At 39.6% G+C, this 15,588-nt stretch carries 10 protein-coding genes, 1 tRNA gene and 1 pseudogene; 8 read left to right on the plus strand and 4 right to left on the minus strand.

What is annotated here, in order from left to right; all coding sequences use genetic code 11:
• Nucleotides 1-304 precede the first annotated feature (304 nt).
• The 3 genes and pseudogenes from AHMF7605_RS26070 to AHMF7605_RS26080 all read right to left on the minus strand — a co-directional run bounded on the left by AHMF7605_RS26070 (nt 305) and on the right by AHMF7605_RS26080 (nt 3,714).
• Complete coding sequence (locus AHMF7605_RS26070; RefSeq protein WP_106932881.1) at nt 305-1,048, minus strand: OmpA family protein; 744 nt, start codon at nt 1,046-1,048, stop codon at nt 305-307.
• 199 nt (nt 1,049-1,247) lie between these two features.
• Nucleotides 1,248-2,192, minus strand: coding sequence for an acetyl-CoA carboxylase, carboxyltransferase subunit beta (accD, locus tag AHMF7605_RS26075; RefSeq protein WP_106932882.1), 945 nt, complete (start codon nt 2,190-2,192; stop codon nt 1,248-1,250).
• 383 nt (nt 2,193-2,575) lie between these two features.
• Nucleotides 2,576-3,714: pseudogene (locus tag AHMF7605_RS26080) on the minus strand (cystathionine gamma-synthase).
• A 296-nt stretch (nt 3,715-4,010) separates the two neighbouring features.
• Between AHMF7605_RS26080 and AHMF7605_RS26085 the strand changes: the two are divergent.
• From AHMF7605_RS26085 to AHMF7605_RS26100, 4 genes are all read left to right on the plus strand, one after another.
• A complete protein-coding gene (locus AHMF7605_RS26085; protein WP_233219257.1) occupies nt 4,011-4,673 on the plus strand; it encodes a TVP38/TMEM64 family protein in 663 nt (220 codons plus the stop codon).
• A 71-nt stretch (nt 4,674-4,744) separates the two neighbouring features.
• A tRNA-Arg gene (locus AHMF7605_RS26090) sits at nt 4,745-4,818 on the plus strand.
• 479 nt (nt 4,819-5,297) lie between these two features.
• Nucleotides 5,298-7,631, plus strand: coding sequence for an N-6 DNA methylase (locus AHMF7605_RS26095; RefSeq protein WP_106932884.1), 2,334 nt, complete (start codon nt 5,298-5,300; stop codon nt 7,629-7,631).
• Between the two features lie 9 nt (nt 7,632-7,640).
• Nucleotides 7,641-8,264 (plus strand): hypothetical protein, encoded by a 624-nt coding sequence (locus AHMF7605_RS26100; RefSeq protein ID WP_106932885.1) that lies wholly within the window; start codon nt 7,641-7,643, stop codon nt 8,262-8,264.
• Nucleotides 8,265-8,413: 149 nt separating this feature from the next.
• On the opposite strand, the gene AHMF7605_RS26105 is transcribed toward AHMF7605_RS26100, so the two are convergent.
• On the minus strand, nt 8,414-8,995 hold the full coding sequence (locus AHMF7605_RS26105) for a recombinase family protein (RefSeq protein WP_106932886.1): 582 nt from the start codon (nt 8,993-8,995) through the stop codon (nt 8,414-8,416).
• A gap of 195 nt (nt 8,996-9,190) precedes the next feature.
• Between AHMF7605_RS26105 and AHMF7605_RS26110 the strand changes: the two genes are divergently transcribed.
• The 4 genes from AHMF7605_RS26110 to AHMF7605_RS26125 all read left to right on the plus strand — a co-directional run bounded on the left by AHMF7605_RS26110 (nt 9,191) and on the right by AHMF7605_RS26125 (nt 15,423).
• Nucleotides 9,191-10,741, plus strand: coding sequence for an IS1182 family transposase (locus tag AHMF7605_RS26110; protein ID WP_449369330.1), 1,551 nt, complete (start codon nt 9,191-9,193; stop codon nt 10,739-10,741).
• Between the two features lie 293 nt (nt 10,742-11,034).
• Nucleotides 11,035-13,395, plus strand: a complete 2,361-nt coding sequence (locus AHMF7605_RS26115) for a TonB-dependent receptor (protein ID WP_106932887.1) — start codon at nt 11,035-11,037, stop codon at nt 13,393-13,395.
• 11 nt (nt 13,396-13,406) lie between these two features.
• Nucleotides 13,407-14,621: a PepSY-associated TM helix domain-containing protein gene (locus AHMF7605_RS26120; protein ID WP_106932888.1), complete on the plus strand. Its 1,215-nt coding sequence runs from the start codon at nt 13,407-13,409 to the stop codon at nt 14,619-14,621.
• A 31-nt stretch (nt 14,622-14,652) separates the two neighbouring features.
• The gene (locus AHMF7605_RS26125; RefSeq protein ID WP_106932889.1) at nt 14,653-15,423 is read left to right on the plus strand and encodes a hypothetical protein; all 771 of its coding nucleotides are present in this window, start codon (nt 14,653-14,655) and stop codon (nt 15,421-15,423) included.
• Nucleotides 15,424-15,588 lie beyond the last annotated feature (165 nt).

Consider the following 15,588-nt stretch of genomic DNA (forward strand, 5'->3'; position numbering starts at 1 on the left):
ATAGTAAAGGTGCTTACTATTTTTTCGTTTGGTTTATAATCCCATAAAAAAACGGCTGCCCAAAGAGCAACCGTTTAATTTGTAAGTAGGAACAGAATCTGCTATAGACAACTCTCTTGCCAATTTTTATTAATTGCTCTTATTTATTAAATTTTTACTATATAATCCAAGGTTTCTAAATTCTTTTATACCTATATTATTTAAGTAGGGGCCTTTACACCGGAAAGCTTGTATTTAAAGAAAACCGGATAATAAAAAAGCCACACTAAAGGTGTGGCTTTCTTTTCATAATTGTTTGTTTCAATTATTTAATATCGCCGCGTTCAGCCGCTTTTTTTAGTTTTTCGTTCGCAAAAATCGCAACTTCTACTCGCCGGTTAGCTTGTTTACCGGCAGCGGTAGTATTATCCGCAACCGGTTGGCTAGAACCATAACCTTCGGCCGTAAGACGGCTTGGCTCTACCCCCAACGAAGTAATATAATCTTGAACAGCTTGGGCCCGGCGCTCGGATAAGGGCTGATTAATAGCATCAGAACCGGTGTTATCGGTATGGCCTTGAATAAGCACGTTGGTATCCCCGTATTTTTTTAGAGTAGCCGCTAACTTTTCAATATCGGTTTTAGAAGTGGGCTGCAACTCCGCGGAGTTAGTAGCAAATAAAATTCCAGAGTTAAAAGTAATTTTAATTCCTTCGCCTACTCGCTCAATTTTAGCGTTCTCCATGTCACGACGTAGTTCTTCGGCTTGTTTATCCATGCGTCGGCCAATCACGGCGCCGGTAGAACCACCTACTGCTGCCCCAATAATAGCACCAGCAGCCGTATTACCGGTTAATTTACCTATTACACCACCTACTACCGCACCGGCTCCCGCGCCAATAATACCGCCTTTTGCTGTTTTATTCATTTTTCTGTTTGAACCAGCTGTCCGACTTGGTCCACCGCTATCCGGAGCGCCTGAAGTACGTCCTGTTTCGGAGGTTTTACAAGAAGAAAAAAGAATCAATACCGATAAGAAAACGGATAAAAATAACTTTGAAATTTTCATAGAATTAAATTTTAGATTTTGCACTTTCTAATACGTTAATACGCCCTTTTTACTTGTTTTACACAAAATAGTTTAAAAATATATAAAATTTTATATATGTAATTAGTTGCAAAAGTCAGGCCAACCTATTATAAATAAGCGAAAATGCAGGTGGGAAAACGTAGTTAAATTAAAGCTAGAAACGGAAAGTAACAGACTATCAGTAAGTTTTTTCAGGACTTATTTTTACTTGATTGGTTACTTTTTCTCCATTTACATTTAACGATTCAGATGTTTCAGCAAAAGCAGCATTTACTTTTTCCGGGCGAAGCAAAAGCAGCAAATCCGTTAATTTCTGTTTCAGCTCTTTGCGATGCACGATAAAATCGAGGAAACCATGATCCAGCACAAACTCTGCCCGCTGAAAATCTTTAGGTAAATCTTTGCCAATGGTTTCTTTAATTACCCTTGGACCGGCAAATCCAATTAAGGCACCCGGTTCCGCTATGTTAAAATCGCCGAGCATCGCAAAAGAAGCCGTAACCCCACCCGTGGTAGGGTCCGTTAAAAGGGAAATGTACGGAATCTTAGCTTCGGAGAGTAAAGCTAACTTAGCCGAAGTTTTAGCCATTTGCATTAAAGAATAACCAGCTTCCATCATGCGGGCGCCACCCGATTTAGAAATCATTAAAAACGGTATTTGGTGCTGACGGGCATAGTCGATTGCCCGGGAGATTTTTTCGCCGACTACCGAGCCCATGGAGCCGCCAATAAAACTAAAATCCATACAAGCTATTACCAGTTCCAGGTCATGTAGTTTGCCGTGAGCCGTCCGGACAGCATCTTTTAAATGGGTCTTTTTTTGTGAAGCAGCAATGCGGTTAGGATAAGCCTGTGTATCCACAAACTCCAGCGGATCGGAAGAAGTTAAATTCGCATCGAGTTCTTTAAATTTATTTTCATCAAATAATATTTCAAAATATTCCTCTGAGTTAATTCGATCGTGGTAACCACAGTTATTACACGTGTATAAATTGGCCTTATGCTCGGTGGTGTTGGTAACACGTTTACATTCCGGACATTTATACCAAAGGCCATCGGGTGTTTCTTTTTTCTCTTCGGTAGGGGTTACTATTCCCTTCTCTACTCTTTTAAACCAAGCCATATTTTTAGATTAACGGCGCTGATGCGCTCTTTACAAACGTATGCAATCTTTTTATCTGTACCGAATGTTGCAATAAATTTATAGTTTCTGGGGTAGTATTAGAATAATTATATATTCTGAAAACCAGAAAATTAGTGTGCAAATATAGCAGTTAATTTTACGGGTTAAAAACATTCCTGATTTGTTATAAGGGATTAGGATGGATAGCTAGATTGGGTATTGGTATTTCTGGTTTTACTATTTCAATTAATGCCCCCTTCGGCGCTAATTTATAAATTTTGATAAATTAGCTTAAGTGGGTTTTATGATTAAAACCATCAGAGCCGACTACAATAGTCGGCTCTGATGGTTTTAATGGAGTTTTATTTGGTTAAAGAAATTTTTTATGCTAAAGCCTGCTCTAAATCGGCGAGTAAATCTTCAATATCTTCAATACCCACGCTCAAGCGAATAAGAGAATCGCTTAGACCCGCTTTTAAACGTTCTTCGCGTGGAATGCTGGCGTGCGTCATACTAGCCGGATGGCCGCAGAGGGATTCGACGCCGCCTAAAGATTCGGCTAAAGCAAAATAGTGGAATTTTTCTAAGGTTCGGATAGCATCCTGCATATTATTGCCTTTTAGCACAAAAGAAATCATGCCGCCAAAATCGCGCATCTGTTCCCGGGCTACGGAGTAGTTATTATGATCTTCCAATCCCGGCCAGAATACTTTTTCTACTTTGGGATGATTCTTTAGAAATTCTGCTACTGCCCGGCCGTTTTCGCAATGGCGCTGCATGCGCACGTGCAAGGTTTTTAATCCCCGCAGCAATAAAAAGCAATCTTGCGGCCCGGGTGTACCACCCGAAGCATTCTGCATAAAGGTGAGACGTTGGGCCAATTCATCGTCCTTTACAATTAAAGCGCCCATTACCACATCCGAGTGCCCCCCATGTATTTAGTTAGGGAATGCATTACTAAGTCAGCGCCTAAATCCAGGGGCGTTTGCAGGTAAGGAGTAGCAAAAGTATTATCTACCCCCAGTAAAACATTGTATTTTTTAGCAATTTGAGCTGTCGCGGCAATATCAATAATATTTAAAAGCGGATTCGTGGGGGTTTCTACCCAAATTAACTTTGTTTTTTCCGTTATATACTTTTCAATATTAGCGGCCTCACTCATGGAAATAAAATGAAACTTGATGCCGTAATTTTGAAATATCTTGGTAAATATCCGGTAGCTGCCGCCGTACAAATCGTTGGTAGCAATTACTTCGTCGCCAGGGCTCAATAGTTTAATCAGAGCATCAATGGCCGCCATACCAGAGGCAAAGCACAAGCCGTGCTTCCCATTTTCTAAAGCGGCTAGGGCATTTTGTAACTGAGTGCGGGTAGGATTATGCGTGCGCGAATATTCATAACCCTTGTGGTCGCCGGGCGATTTCTGCACGTAGGTAGAAGTTTGATAAATGGGCGTCATGATAGCGCCGGTACTGGGGTCGGGAAATACTCCCGCGTGTATGGTTTTAGTGCCGAATTTCATAAGTGAGTTGCAAGTTACGGGTTGCAAGTTACAGGTTTTGCTCTTTAAAAGTTGCAAGAAGTTGCAAGTTGCCAGATTCAGGGAACAAGTTAAAACAGAATGCCGGACGCTCGTTTGCCTACTTCCTTTATCATCTTTAAAAGATATTGATTCCGAAGTTCATTTAAGAGCATCCGGTCAAGTTTTATGCACGAATCAAACATTATTTACCCGCAACTAGTAACTTGCAACCTGCAACCTGCCACTTTCTAATGTTAAAGCAACTTTTTCAAAAAAATCTGGGCACATTAATCGCCATGGCTTTACTTGCTGTGGGGCCCGTGTTAATTAGCTCTACCGTAGCCGTACTGCTCTACCAATACCAGGCTATTTTACAGCAATTAACTCTGGGGCAGATGGTGCTGTATTTTATGGTGGTATCGTTTACCATGGCTTTTGCCTTAACTCCTACCACCTTTGTAGCCCTAGTAACGGGTTTTTATTTAGGTTGGCATGGTTTCCCGGGAGTAGTTATTTCGTACGGGGTAGCTTCCTTAATCGGGTACGGCCTAGCCCAGGTTATCGACCACGGCAAACTTCTCCGATTTATCAGTCATTTCGAAAAAGCGGCCGCTGTGATGGAAGAATTAAAGCACCAAAGCTGGAGCTTAATTATTTTAACCCGTATTTCTCCGGTTCTGCCTTTTGCCTTGATGACATTTGTATTGGCGATGATGAAAGTAGAAAAGCGTAAATTCTTTCTGGCTAGTATTGTGGGTATGCTGCCGCGAACTTTATTCTTTTTTTGGTTAGGCACCCAAGCTCAGGATATCATTGCCTTACTACAGAACCCCAATACCGGTAAAAGCGGTCAGATTCTAATAATTACGTTGATTTTGGTTTCTTTATTGGGTTTATATGTTCTATTTAACCGAGCACTTAAAAAAGCGCTTACCAAAAGGGTAGCCGGAAAAATTTAATAAAAATATGGCAGATAGCTTGCGTTTGAACAGACGGTTTATGTATCTTTGCCCACTCAAAACGAGAAAATGGTCACGTAGCTCAACTGGATAGAGCATCTGACTACGAATCAGAAGGTTTGGGGTTCGACTCCCTACGCGACCACTGAAAAGCCCTTAGAAATTTTTCTAAGGGCTTTTTCATTTTACCGGGTGCAGTAATGGGTGCAGATCTATACTTTAATTTTATATAAATACCCATACTTTCTTAAAAACGAAATGGCCGTAATTATTTTCGTATTAAACGAAAGGTGATACTTTCTTTTAAACTTCAACCTCAATACTGCTAGTTGCCGAAACTAGTGCAAACTAGATTGAATAATTAGCATTCCTTCTTTTATTTAATATTTCTCTTCTTTTATAAGCTATTCGACAATACTAATAGATTCTAATAATATTAAATAATAAATATTTCAATAGTATTTTATTACTTTGCTAAATAGTCAATAATTGTCACCTACTAAATGCTATTAAGTTTAATTTGCATATTTTACAATGATTTGATATTGCTGTTTTGCACTTAACTTTCAATATATATACATAAGTATATATTATTATATAATTATTTACGTTTATAATTTATAAATGAAGGACTTAAGAAATATCTTAACCTGGAAGCAAGATTTTGGACTTCTCCCAATTCATCTTTACCCGAATCAAATTGAAAACAATTGCTTCATTATGCTTAATGGAGGGTATGGAGATTTTTGCCTTAAAACAGAAGGATCAGACAATAGCTCAATTGATTTTAATTCATTATCCTGGTCTAGCAATACTAAAAATTTTATTGTAATAGGAGATGAAAACGTAAATATTTATAACTGGCAAACTGACAATCCAGAAATCATAGCAAAAAATAGGGTAGAAAAGAATTTTGAAAAATTTTACAAATATTTAGTTGACAAAAGTTTTAAGTCAAGTAAAGATGTTGTGCCTTTTGTGATAGATATATTTAAGCAATTTAGGAATTTAACCCAAGAGAAGAATAATGCTGTAGAAGCATTAAATCTATTATTTATTCTTTTAACAAGTCTTAAAGAGGATATTTCCAACTTTGATTTTAGTAGTTGGGGGTTATCAGAAGTTGAAATTCCATCAAATTTTGATTTATATACCGAAAGATTGAAAAATGGGATTTCAGGTATCAAACCAGAATTAGATTTAATTATAAGGCATTCAGCTGGAGCTCTTTTTCAAGAAGCACAAAAAGAAGTACTATTTTTTGATAGGCAAATTGATTTATGGGGTACATTTTCAAGTAAAATGACTTCTAAATATGTACTTTACTCAAGTATTCATTACACTCCACCTTATTTATCCCGAACTATAGTTGAAAATGCATTAAAGCAAATAGATTTAAGTCAATCATTCCTCAAAATATTTGATCCCGCTTGTGGCTCTTCTGAATTTTTGATAGAAGCTTTAAAGCAACTGCATGAGAAAAGGTACTTGGGCAATGTTATAATTATTGGTTGGGATGTATCTCAAACTGCTATAGATACTTCAAATTTTTTACTGAGTTATGAGAAAAGAACCGTTTGGAAAGAAAAATTAAATTTTGAAATCAAGCTTGTCACAGATTCTTTGAAAGAAGAATGGAGCAATGATTACGATTTACTTTTAATGAATCCTCCTTTTGTCTCTTGGGAACAAATGGATAAAGATTCTAGAGAAGCAGTTAGAGGCATTTTTAAAACTAAATTAGAAGGTAGGCCCAACCAAGCAAGTGCATTTTTTTATAAATCAGTACAATCTTTAAATAGTGTGGGCGTAATTGGATGTGTTATCCCATCATCCTTACTGACTTTAGATGCATATCAAAATTTAAGGAATGAAGTATCTGATCAATTAGAAATTACATTAATTGGGAAATTAGGTAATTTTGTTTTTGAAGACGCTTTAACTGATGTAAGTTTCATCATAGGACACAAACCTAAGACCAACATTATTCCCCTTATTTTATGGACAAGAAATGAAAAGGGAATTCCTCAGAATGCCTTACGTGATCTAAGAAAAATGAGTTATTCTGAAGAATTTAAAATAGTTGAAAAAGATTATAGCGTATACACTCCGTTATCATTTCCCATAACAAAAGAAAACTGGAAGCCGATTTCATTTCAGGAAAATGAATTATTTAAAAGAATTGAAAGGTTTGTAATTGAGCAACAGCTAGTAAGAGTCCAAGAGATTTTCAATGTCCAACAAGGAATAAGAACAGGTAATAATGCAGCTTTTAAAATTTCAGAAGCCGAGTACAATAACCTTCCAAATCTAGAACAAGCATTTTTTAGACCAGCTATAGATAATGATTCAATTAAACGTGGGCAGATCCAAAGTGTAAATTATGTATGGTATCCATATAATGAAGAAGGGATTATAATTGATAGTGAAGAAGATTTAATTAATAAGGTGCCTATCTTTTATGAAAAAATGCTTAGAGATTTTAAAATTAGTTTAACTAATCGAGCTCGGAAAGATGAATCTACATGGTGGCACTTAAGTGAACACAGGGCATGGTTACGTAAGAAACAACCGAGATTGGTTTCAACAGAATTTGGGAAATCTGATTCCTTCGCTTTTGATAAAGATGGACACTTTGCTATTGAAAGAGGCAATGCTTGGCTTCCAAAAAAAGATTTTAAACAACTTGATACATATTACTTTTATCTTGCTTTTTTTTCAAGTCCCTTTTTTGATAAGTTATTATCAATATATTCTAAACAACTTTTATCAGGCTGGGATTTAGGGAAAAAGTATACAAAAGAAATACCCATTCCTAATGCTCATTCGAAAGAAATCAGGTATTCCCAAGCCTATGAACAACTGGTTGATATAGGGAAAGAACTTTCAGAAGGAGAGTACTATTTAAGGGCGACAACTGATAGTATATTACTCAAGTATATATATCCTGAAATATAGATTTAATCTATGATTAACCCTAAAAAAGTTATAGAGGAAATTGCTAAATCATGCAGGCACTATTTTCTAGAATCTACATTTTATTTTCACCACAATAATTATTTTAGATATTATATTACTGGTAATAGGATTTCAAAAGCTATAAATAACTACAATGGTGTACAAGAACAGATTGATGTTATTAAATGGTTTGGAGATTTTTGGCTCTATATACATATTAGATTTGAAAAACCTTTTAAAGAATATAATACATTTATCACAATTTCTGTCTTCCAAGGAGAAGAAAATGATGATTACAAAGTTCAGCTATTTAGAGCAGAATGGGATAATTACGAAAACGAAGAGAATCATCCACAGCCACACTGGCATATTTTATCAAACCAGAGACTTGAAAGGTCATTTGATGAACTTATTGATTTATTTGATCTTGACAAAGAGGACAGTTTTGGAGCTGAAATAAAGGAAGAAAAGTTAAAGGGTATTGATATAAAAAAAATTCATTTTTCAATGAATGGACATTGGGCTACAAATGGTAGTCATGTTCATAGAATTAATGATGAAGCAACAATTGTAAACTGGTTCAAAGGCTTATTAGGTCATATTAAACTACAGTTAGAATATGCGATAAGATAAATATATATAAAGCTTTTCTGTTCAGATGCTAAATACAGCCAAGTTCATTGTTTAATTTTTCCCTTTTACAAGTTGTTCTAGGTTATATTTAATACTATGTTGATAATTGTTTATGCTTTATTTAAAAGAAATATACCTGTTACTTTCCTTCAGAAATGGTCAGTTCCTTCAGAAATGGTCAGTTGCAGATAGCGATAGCAGGTCGCTCGGGAAATACCCAAGATTCTGGCAATTTCTTCGACCCGCTTACCTGATGCCACAAGCACTGTTGCTGATTTAGCTTTTTCCATCGCTTCATGCGTTAAACCAGCGGATCTCCCCCCTTTCCGGCCGCGTGCCCTAGCAGCCACTAAGCCAGCTTTGGTTCTTTCCTTAATAATCTCCCGCTCAAACTCCGCTAGGGAAGCAAAGATGTTAAAGGTAAATCGACCGGTGGAAGTAGCCGTATTAATCCCATCCTGTAAACTCACAAAGTCTATTCCCCTTTTTTGAAACTCGGCGACCAGGTCAATCAAGTCCCGCAAGGATCTACCTAGCCGATCCAGCTTCCATACTACCACGGTATCTCCGGACCGGAGTTGACTCAGCAGTTTCTCCAGTTCCGGCCGTTCTTTGTTTTTACCGGATTTCTTTTCCTGGAAGACCAGCTCACATCCTTGGTTGGTGAGAGCATCTAATTGCAATTCTAATTTTTGGTCCTGGGTGCTCACCCGAGCGTAACCGATTTTCATCTTTGTCTCACGAATACCATCTCAAATATACAAAATTCTTTTTGATTGGTGAGATGGTCATTTGAGATGGTTTTTAGCGGAAAAAAGCGTCTTTTCAGAGGCTCTGAACTCGTCTCGTGAAACGGTCGTGGCTGTTGCACAACTACCTGATTAATGGTAGCCGTTAAAGAAGGTTACCAATTAATCTTTGATGTTATGCAAGGCAAGAAGGTATTTGCCGAGGAGAAGGTGCTGCTCTTCTCCCTCTCGGCGCACGTGCCGGAACACAACTTTTACCGACGGTTGAAACAAGAGGTGGATCTGGATTTTCTCTACGAACTTACCCAGCCCTATTACGGGCGTTGTGGCCAACAGTCGATTGACCCGGTAGTTTTCTTTAAGCTCTGCTTAGTGGGTTACCTGGAGAATATTGTCTCGGACCGCCAGCTTATCGAACATTGCAGCCTGCGACTGGACCTGCTTTACTTTCTGGACTATCAGTTAGACGAGCCCTGGCACTCCCCGGTGAGTCGTACCCGTCAGCTCTATCCCGAGGCCCTGTTTGAATCGTTGTTTGATCAAGTTTTTCGCTTGTGTGTCGAGAAAGGCATGGTAGTCGGTCGTAGGCAGGCCATCGACTCGGCACCGGTCAAGGCTAATGCTTCCATGGACAGCCTGCTTCTAAAGCAACCGGCTGGGTCTGTGAAAATGTATGTGAATCAGATAACTATAGAGAATAGTTCAGCCGCCGAAGAGTCAAATAGAAATAAAAACAGCAAACCAGAGCAATTTATTTCTGCTCCCGAGCATCAATTAAGAAAGCTGGAAAAGCACCAAGATAATCTAAAAGAATCTCCTAAAGGTTTGGGAGGCAATCACGAGAAGGCCCGGCTGGTAAGTAATAAAACTCACTATGGTCCTACTGATGGGGATGCCCGTATATCGATCAAACCAGGTAAGGCTAAAAAACTCAATTATCATTGCAGTCTGGCGGTAGATACAGCCAAAGGCGTCATCAGCCATGTGCAGGCCGACTTGGCGGATGGTAGAGATAGCCAGTATCTGCCCGCTATTACCTTGAAATTGCAGCGGCGGTTACTAGACAATGAGCTGCTTCTACAGGAGTTGTTGGCCGATAGTGGGTATTCTAATGGAAGCAACTACTCCTTTTTAGAGCAAAGAAAGATAATCGGCTGGATACCCGTGTTTGGCCAGTACAAACCGGAAATTGAAGGCTTCCCTTACAATCAACAGCAGGACCAGTTCACCTGTCCGGCCGGTAAAATACTCTCCTTTAAAACCTTTGACACCAATGCGGAGGGAGGATTACTAAAAATCTACCGGGCTACCTACCAGGACTGCAAACAGTGTCCTTTGAAATCCTCTTGTGTTCCTAAAAGCCCATGCCGACAAATTACCCGCACCGCTTACGACCCAGAGTATCGGCGGGCGCTAGAAAGGCAGCAAAGCAGAAAGGGGAAGCGAATGAAGCGGCTTCGGCAAAGCACCGTGGAGCCCGTCTTCGGCAGCTTAATTCATTATTATGGGCTACGGCAAATAGGGGTGCGGGGCAAAGCCGGGGCGCACAAGGTGATGTTACTGGCCGCTACTGCCTTCAACCTGAAAAAATACATGAAGTTCAAGCCAGTGAAAGTAGTAAGCCAAGCCCTTGCACTGGTTAAAGAGCAGCAAAATGTCTTTGCTCGCTATTTTATCGCTTTTACTACCCTCTTTACAACCAGGAAAGTACTCCCGGGGTGGCAATAAGTTCAGACCGTGAAATCAGTCAGGCTTAAAACAAAGTTGTGCAACAGCCACGACCGTTTTTTGAGACGAGTTCGGTCAATGTATTTTAGGACTAAGCATAGCTTTCTAGAACTAAATAAAATCATTTTATTATTTATATATTAAGTTAGTTTAATTATGTAAGCTAATTTCTACTCATCCTACGCTAGCTGATTTATTCTTAATACTTTTATTTAGAATAAATCTAAATAAAAGTATTAAGAATAAATCTAAATAATTATGTTTGCTTTTGAAATCAACATGTTAAAATAACTATGATCAAGAAACTTGCATATTTATCCATTGTTTTACTATTACTTTCCTGGGTAGCCAACGCTCAAACCGGCAGCATAACCGGCAAAATCACTTCTTCCGAAAACCAATCTGTTCCCTTTGCTACTATCCGAATCAAGGGAACAAATAACGGAGTTGTGTCTAACGAATCCGGTATTTATACCATTCAGAATCTTGCGCTGGGTAGCTACACCGTGCAAGTTTCCTTAGTTGGCTTTCTAACGCAAGAAAAACAGGTGTCTATTTCAGAAACAAATATGGCTATTCTGGATTTCGTGCTTATCGAAAACGTGAATGAATTACAAACGGTGGAAGTAACGGGAAGAAAGCAAACTTCTTACAAAAACGATAATTCCTTTTCGGCGGCTAAAATCGAGATGCGGATAGCCGACATTCCTCAGTCAATTTCTTCCGTTACCAAAGAATTTATCCAGGATAAGCAAGCCGTCAGACTGAATGAAGTCGTACAAAATGTAGCCGGGGTGAATCAATTTTCTAACTATGATGATATTACCATGCGTGGCTTTCGAAATTCCGGTAGCAACGGCCGGCTCATTAATGGTCTGCGCACTATTAATACTTACAGCACCAGTCCTCTGTTGGTAAACATGGAAAAGGTAGAGTTTATCAAAGGGCCCGCTTCCGCCGTTTTCTCCAATACCAATCCCGGCGGCACGGTTAATATGATTACTAAAAAACCATTGGACGAAGCCCGGCAGTCCATTCAATTCGGTACCGGTAGCTTCAATACCTTGCGCACCCAGGCAGATTTTACCGGCCCGTTAAATGACGATAAGACACTCCTCTATCGCCTGAATATGGGGTTAGAAAATGCGGATACCTACCGAAAAAACATTATTAATAACTCCGTGGCAGTAGCTCCTTCCCTTTCTTTTCTTCCCCGCGCAGGAACGCGTTTTAATGCTGACTTTTTGTATACTAAACTAAGTACTCAGTTTGACAATGGCCGGACGATTGTAGATGGCACGAAGGATGTTTTGGCACTCCCCATGGATCTTAATATAGGTCAGCCACAAGATTACTTGCACCAGCAGAACTTCGCGCTTACCTTATCCTTCAGCCAAGCCTTAGCCAAAGGACTTGATTTAAACATCTCTTATTTAAAAGTAAAAACTAAGGAGACCTTCGGGGGACACGGTGTGAACGAATACATTACGCCAGATAGTGTTTCTTTAGCTTACGGCGTATCGGACCTAAATCAATACGGCAATAACCTAACCGCTTATATTACTTTCAACGCAACAACTGGTGTGGTAGTCCACACCATCATGGGGGGGTACGATTATATTAATGGCGGTTACGTGCAGTTTTATAAAACTGCCGCTGGCCTCGCCGACGGGGTGGAAGACTTTAGTATCCTGCGCCCCTCGTACACTTTAAGACCCGTAGAAAATTATACTTACCAAGCCGCTAATATTGCTACCTACGGCTCTGATTATTATACTAATGGGGTATACCTGCAAGACCTGATTAAATACCAAAGATTAAGTGTATTATTAAGCCTGCGTCAAGAATTTTATACTTATCCTCAATCTACCGACCTCTCCGTACAAGGTACTTTAAGCCGAAAACTTTCCCAGAAAGCTTTATTACCCCGAATAGGTATTACTTACGGCATTACTAACAACATCAACGTTTATGCTACTTATAATGCCGGCTTTGAAGCGCAGGATTCTTACTCCATTAGCGCCCCAGGAGCCGGAGGCCCTTTTAATCCGTTAACCAGTACTTTGTACGAGGCAGGGGCCAAAGGTGAATTTTTTCAAAAGCGTTTATTTGCCGGTTGGGCTATCTATGACTTAACGCAGAACAATGTGCTAGTCAGCGCTAATATTCCGACGCAACCTAACTTGCTTATCCAGCGTGGACAAGAACGGGCTAGAGGAGTTGAGGTGGAAGCTGGGGGCTATATCACCCCTAATCTGAGCTTACAAGTAAGTTACGCTTATAACCAGGCCATTATTACCGAAAGTACCGAGGGCGATCCTGATCAACAGGTCGGACTAACGAAAGAAGGGGCACCTAAGAATGTGAGCGGGAGTTGGATCAAATATTCTATTAGCAAAGGAATTTTAAAAGGATTAGGTTTTGGCGCTGGGCATTCGCAGGTAACAAAAAAAGAAACGTACGACCGGGCGCTCCAAATTCCCGGCTACCTTATTTTTAATAGCGCGGTGTATTACAAGGTAGATCGATTTCAAATCTCTGCTAATCTTAATAATCTTACCAACGCGAGATACCTAATCGGAGGATTTAACTATTACCGCACGTTCCCCGGGGCTCCCCGTAATTATATGCTGGGGGTAGGTTATACTTTCTAAATTACGAGCAAGTGAGAATAACCTTTAAAAAAGTAATTGGTAAAATTCATCTTGGGCTTGGACTGGCGTCTGGGTTAATTATCTTTATTGTTGCCATTACCGGCGCGATATACGTATTTAGCGATGACATTATCACTATTACGGAGAGTCGCTTTACCCAAGTCTCCGTAGAAAAGACCCAGCCTTTACTTCCTTCGCAACTTACGGCTATTGCCTTAAAAGAGCGGCAACGTTTCCTAGGGCCTAAAAAAGTGCCAACGTGGGATTGGGCTACCCTATATATTTTTAGAGAAGCCAATAAAGCGGTTCGTTTCTCCTCCCGGCATTACGAAAACCCGAATCAGTTAGTTGATATTTTTATTAATCCATATTCCGGTAAAGTGCTACATACCCGGGATACTTACGCTCATCCTTTTTGGGACATCGTGGCGGAACTACATGTTTCTTTAATGCTGGGTGAGGTGGGCTCCTATGTTGTTAGGTATAGTACCCTGCTATTTTTAGTCATGCTTCTTTCTGGCATTATTCTGTGGTGGCCTAAAAACAAAGCGGCAGCCAAACAACGCTTCTATTTTCGCTGGAAAAAAGGATTAAAATGGAAAAGAAAAAACTATGATCTGCATAACATTTTGGGTTTTTATGCTTCCTGGATAACGTTGTTTATGGTTATTACGGGCTTAGCCTGGTCGTTTGAGTGGTTTAAAAATATGGTGTATTTGGCGTTGAATAGTAAAGCTCCGGTAGAAAATAACTTTCAATTAGCAACTCTTGTTCCTTCTGCGCATAGTTCTACTTTTATTATTGATAAGACCTATACTTTTGTAAGAAAAACCGATACTCAAGCTTATTGTTACCACCTTAACTTCGCTACGAAAGATAATGAGCCTTTTAATGTCTATGCCAAACAAACTAACAATTGGGCTCCTGGTAACAATTATTATTTTAACCCGGTGACGGGTTTATTACTTGCTAAAAAAATGTATGCTGATTTATCCGCCGCAGAAAAATATGATCAGCTCAGCGGAGATATTCATTATGGCTGGATATTTGGCTGGCCTTCTAAAATAGCCGCCTTCTTAGCTTGTCTTATTACGGCTTCCTTGCCCATAACTGGCTTTTACATTTATTGGGGCAGAAAAAGAAAAGTAAAGCGAGTTTCTGGTACTTATTCACGGATATTGCCCAAATTCAAGTCTTTTCGGTCATTAAAACAAACGAAGCTTTGATAAAAGCTTTTACACAATTAAGCAAAACAGAATGGGACGAATTCATCTATTTGAATGGGAAGACCAACCCTGGTTTCCCGCTTTTTTGAGGAATTATGGCACGGATTTTTTACAATTTCTGGCCAACAAAACCAGAATGTATCAACCTATCTTACCTATTCTCGCCCGAGGATTAACCAAAAGTAAAACCAACCAAATATTGGACCTGGGATCCGGTGGAGGCGGTGGCCTGATTTGGTTAAACAGCGAATTAAAAAAGCAGGTTCCGGACCTCCAAATTACGCTGACCGACTTTTATCCTAACTTACCCGCCTTTGAACGCACGCAGCGGCAAGCAGCTAATTTTGCGTTTATCGAACAAGCCGTTGATGCTCGAAAAGTGCCAGCTGATTTGCCCGGGCTGCGCACCCAGTTTTTGTCTCTGCACCATTTTAAACCGGGCGATGCCCTTCAGATCTTGCAAAATGCGGTGGATGCTAATCGGTCTATCGCCGTGTTCGAAGCGCAAGAACGTAGTATAATTAGCATTGTAGCCATGCTGTTATCGCCCATGAGTGTCTGGCTAACTACTCCGTTCATTCGCCCGTTCAACATCGGCCGCCTTATTTTCACCTACCTGATTCCTCTAGTTCCTTTGTTTGTTTTATGGGACGGTGTAGTATCCGCCTTGCGCACGTATTCTTTGGCCGAAATGAAACAGCTGGTGGCAAATGTAAAAGGAAAGGAGAATTATGATTGGGAAATCAATAAGCTAAAATCCGGACCGAGCGTCATCTTGTATCTACTGGGAACAAAAAAGTAGATTAAAAAAGCGCTCGCTTTAACAGCAATTAAAAGGGCACTTTCTTCAGGGGCGAATCCGGGAATAAAATCCATTACAAGTTCACTTATATTGTTATCGTTCACTTATATTGTTATCATTATATAATATATTCGTTTGCCGAGCGACCTAGTTACCTATATATAA

This window comes from Adhaeribacter arboris (genome assembly GCF_003023845.1).
GTDB classification, from domain to species: domain Bacteria; phylum Bacteroidota; class Bacteroidia; order Cytophagales; family Hymenobacteraceae; genus Adhaeribacter; species Adhaeribacter arboris.

What these genes read in the sequence shown, in the direction of transcription:
- AHMF7605_RS26100 (WP_106932885.1), top strand. Translation starts at nt 7,641, where the DNA reads ATGATTAACCCTAAAAAAGTTATAGAGGAAATTGCTAAATCATGCAGG.
- AHMF7605_RS26105 (WP_106932886.1), bottom strand. Translation starts at nt 8,995, where the DNA reads ATGAAAATCGGTTACGCTCGGGTGAGCACCCAGGACCAAAAATTAGAA.
- AHMF7605_RS26125 (WP_106932889.1), top strand. Translation starts at nt 14,653, where the DNA reads ATGGGACGAATTCATCTATTTGAATGGGAAGACCAACCCTGGTTTCCC.
- AHMF7605_RS26110 (WP_449369330.1), top strand. Translation starts at nt 9,191, where the DNA reads ATGCAAGGCAAGAAGGTATTTGCCGAGGAGAAGGTGCTGCTCTTCTCC.
- AHMF7605_RS26115 (WP_106932887.1), top strand. Translation starts at nt 11,035, where the DNA reads ATGATCAAGAAACTTGCATATTTATCCATTGTTTTACTATTACTTTCC.
- AHMF7605_RS26085 (WP_233219257.1), top strand. Translation starts at nt 4,011, where the DNA reads ATGGCTTTACTTGCTGTGGGGCCCGTGTTAATTAGCTCTACCGTAGCC.
- AHMF7605_RS26070 (WP_106932881.1), bottom strand. Translation starts at nt 1,048, where the DNA reads ATGAAAATTTCAAAGTTATTTTTATCCGTTTTCTTATCGGTATTGATT.
- AHMF7605_RS26095 (WP_106932884.1), top strand. Translation starts at nt 5,298, where the DNA reads ATGAAGGACTTAAGAAATATCTTAACCTGGAAGCAAGATTTTGGACTT.
- accD (WP_106932882.1), bottom strand. Translation starts at nt 2,192, where the DNA reads ATGGCTTGGTTTAAAAGAGTAGAGAAGGGAATAGTAACCCCTACCGAA.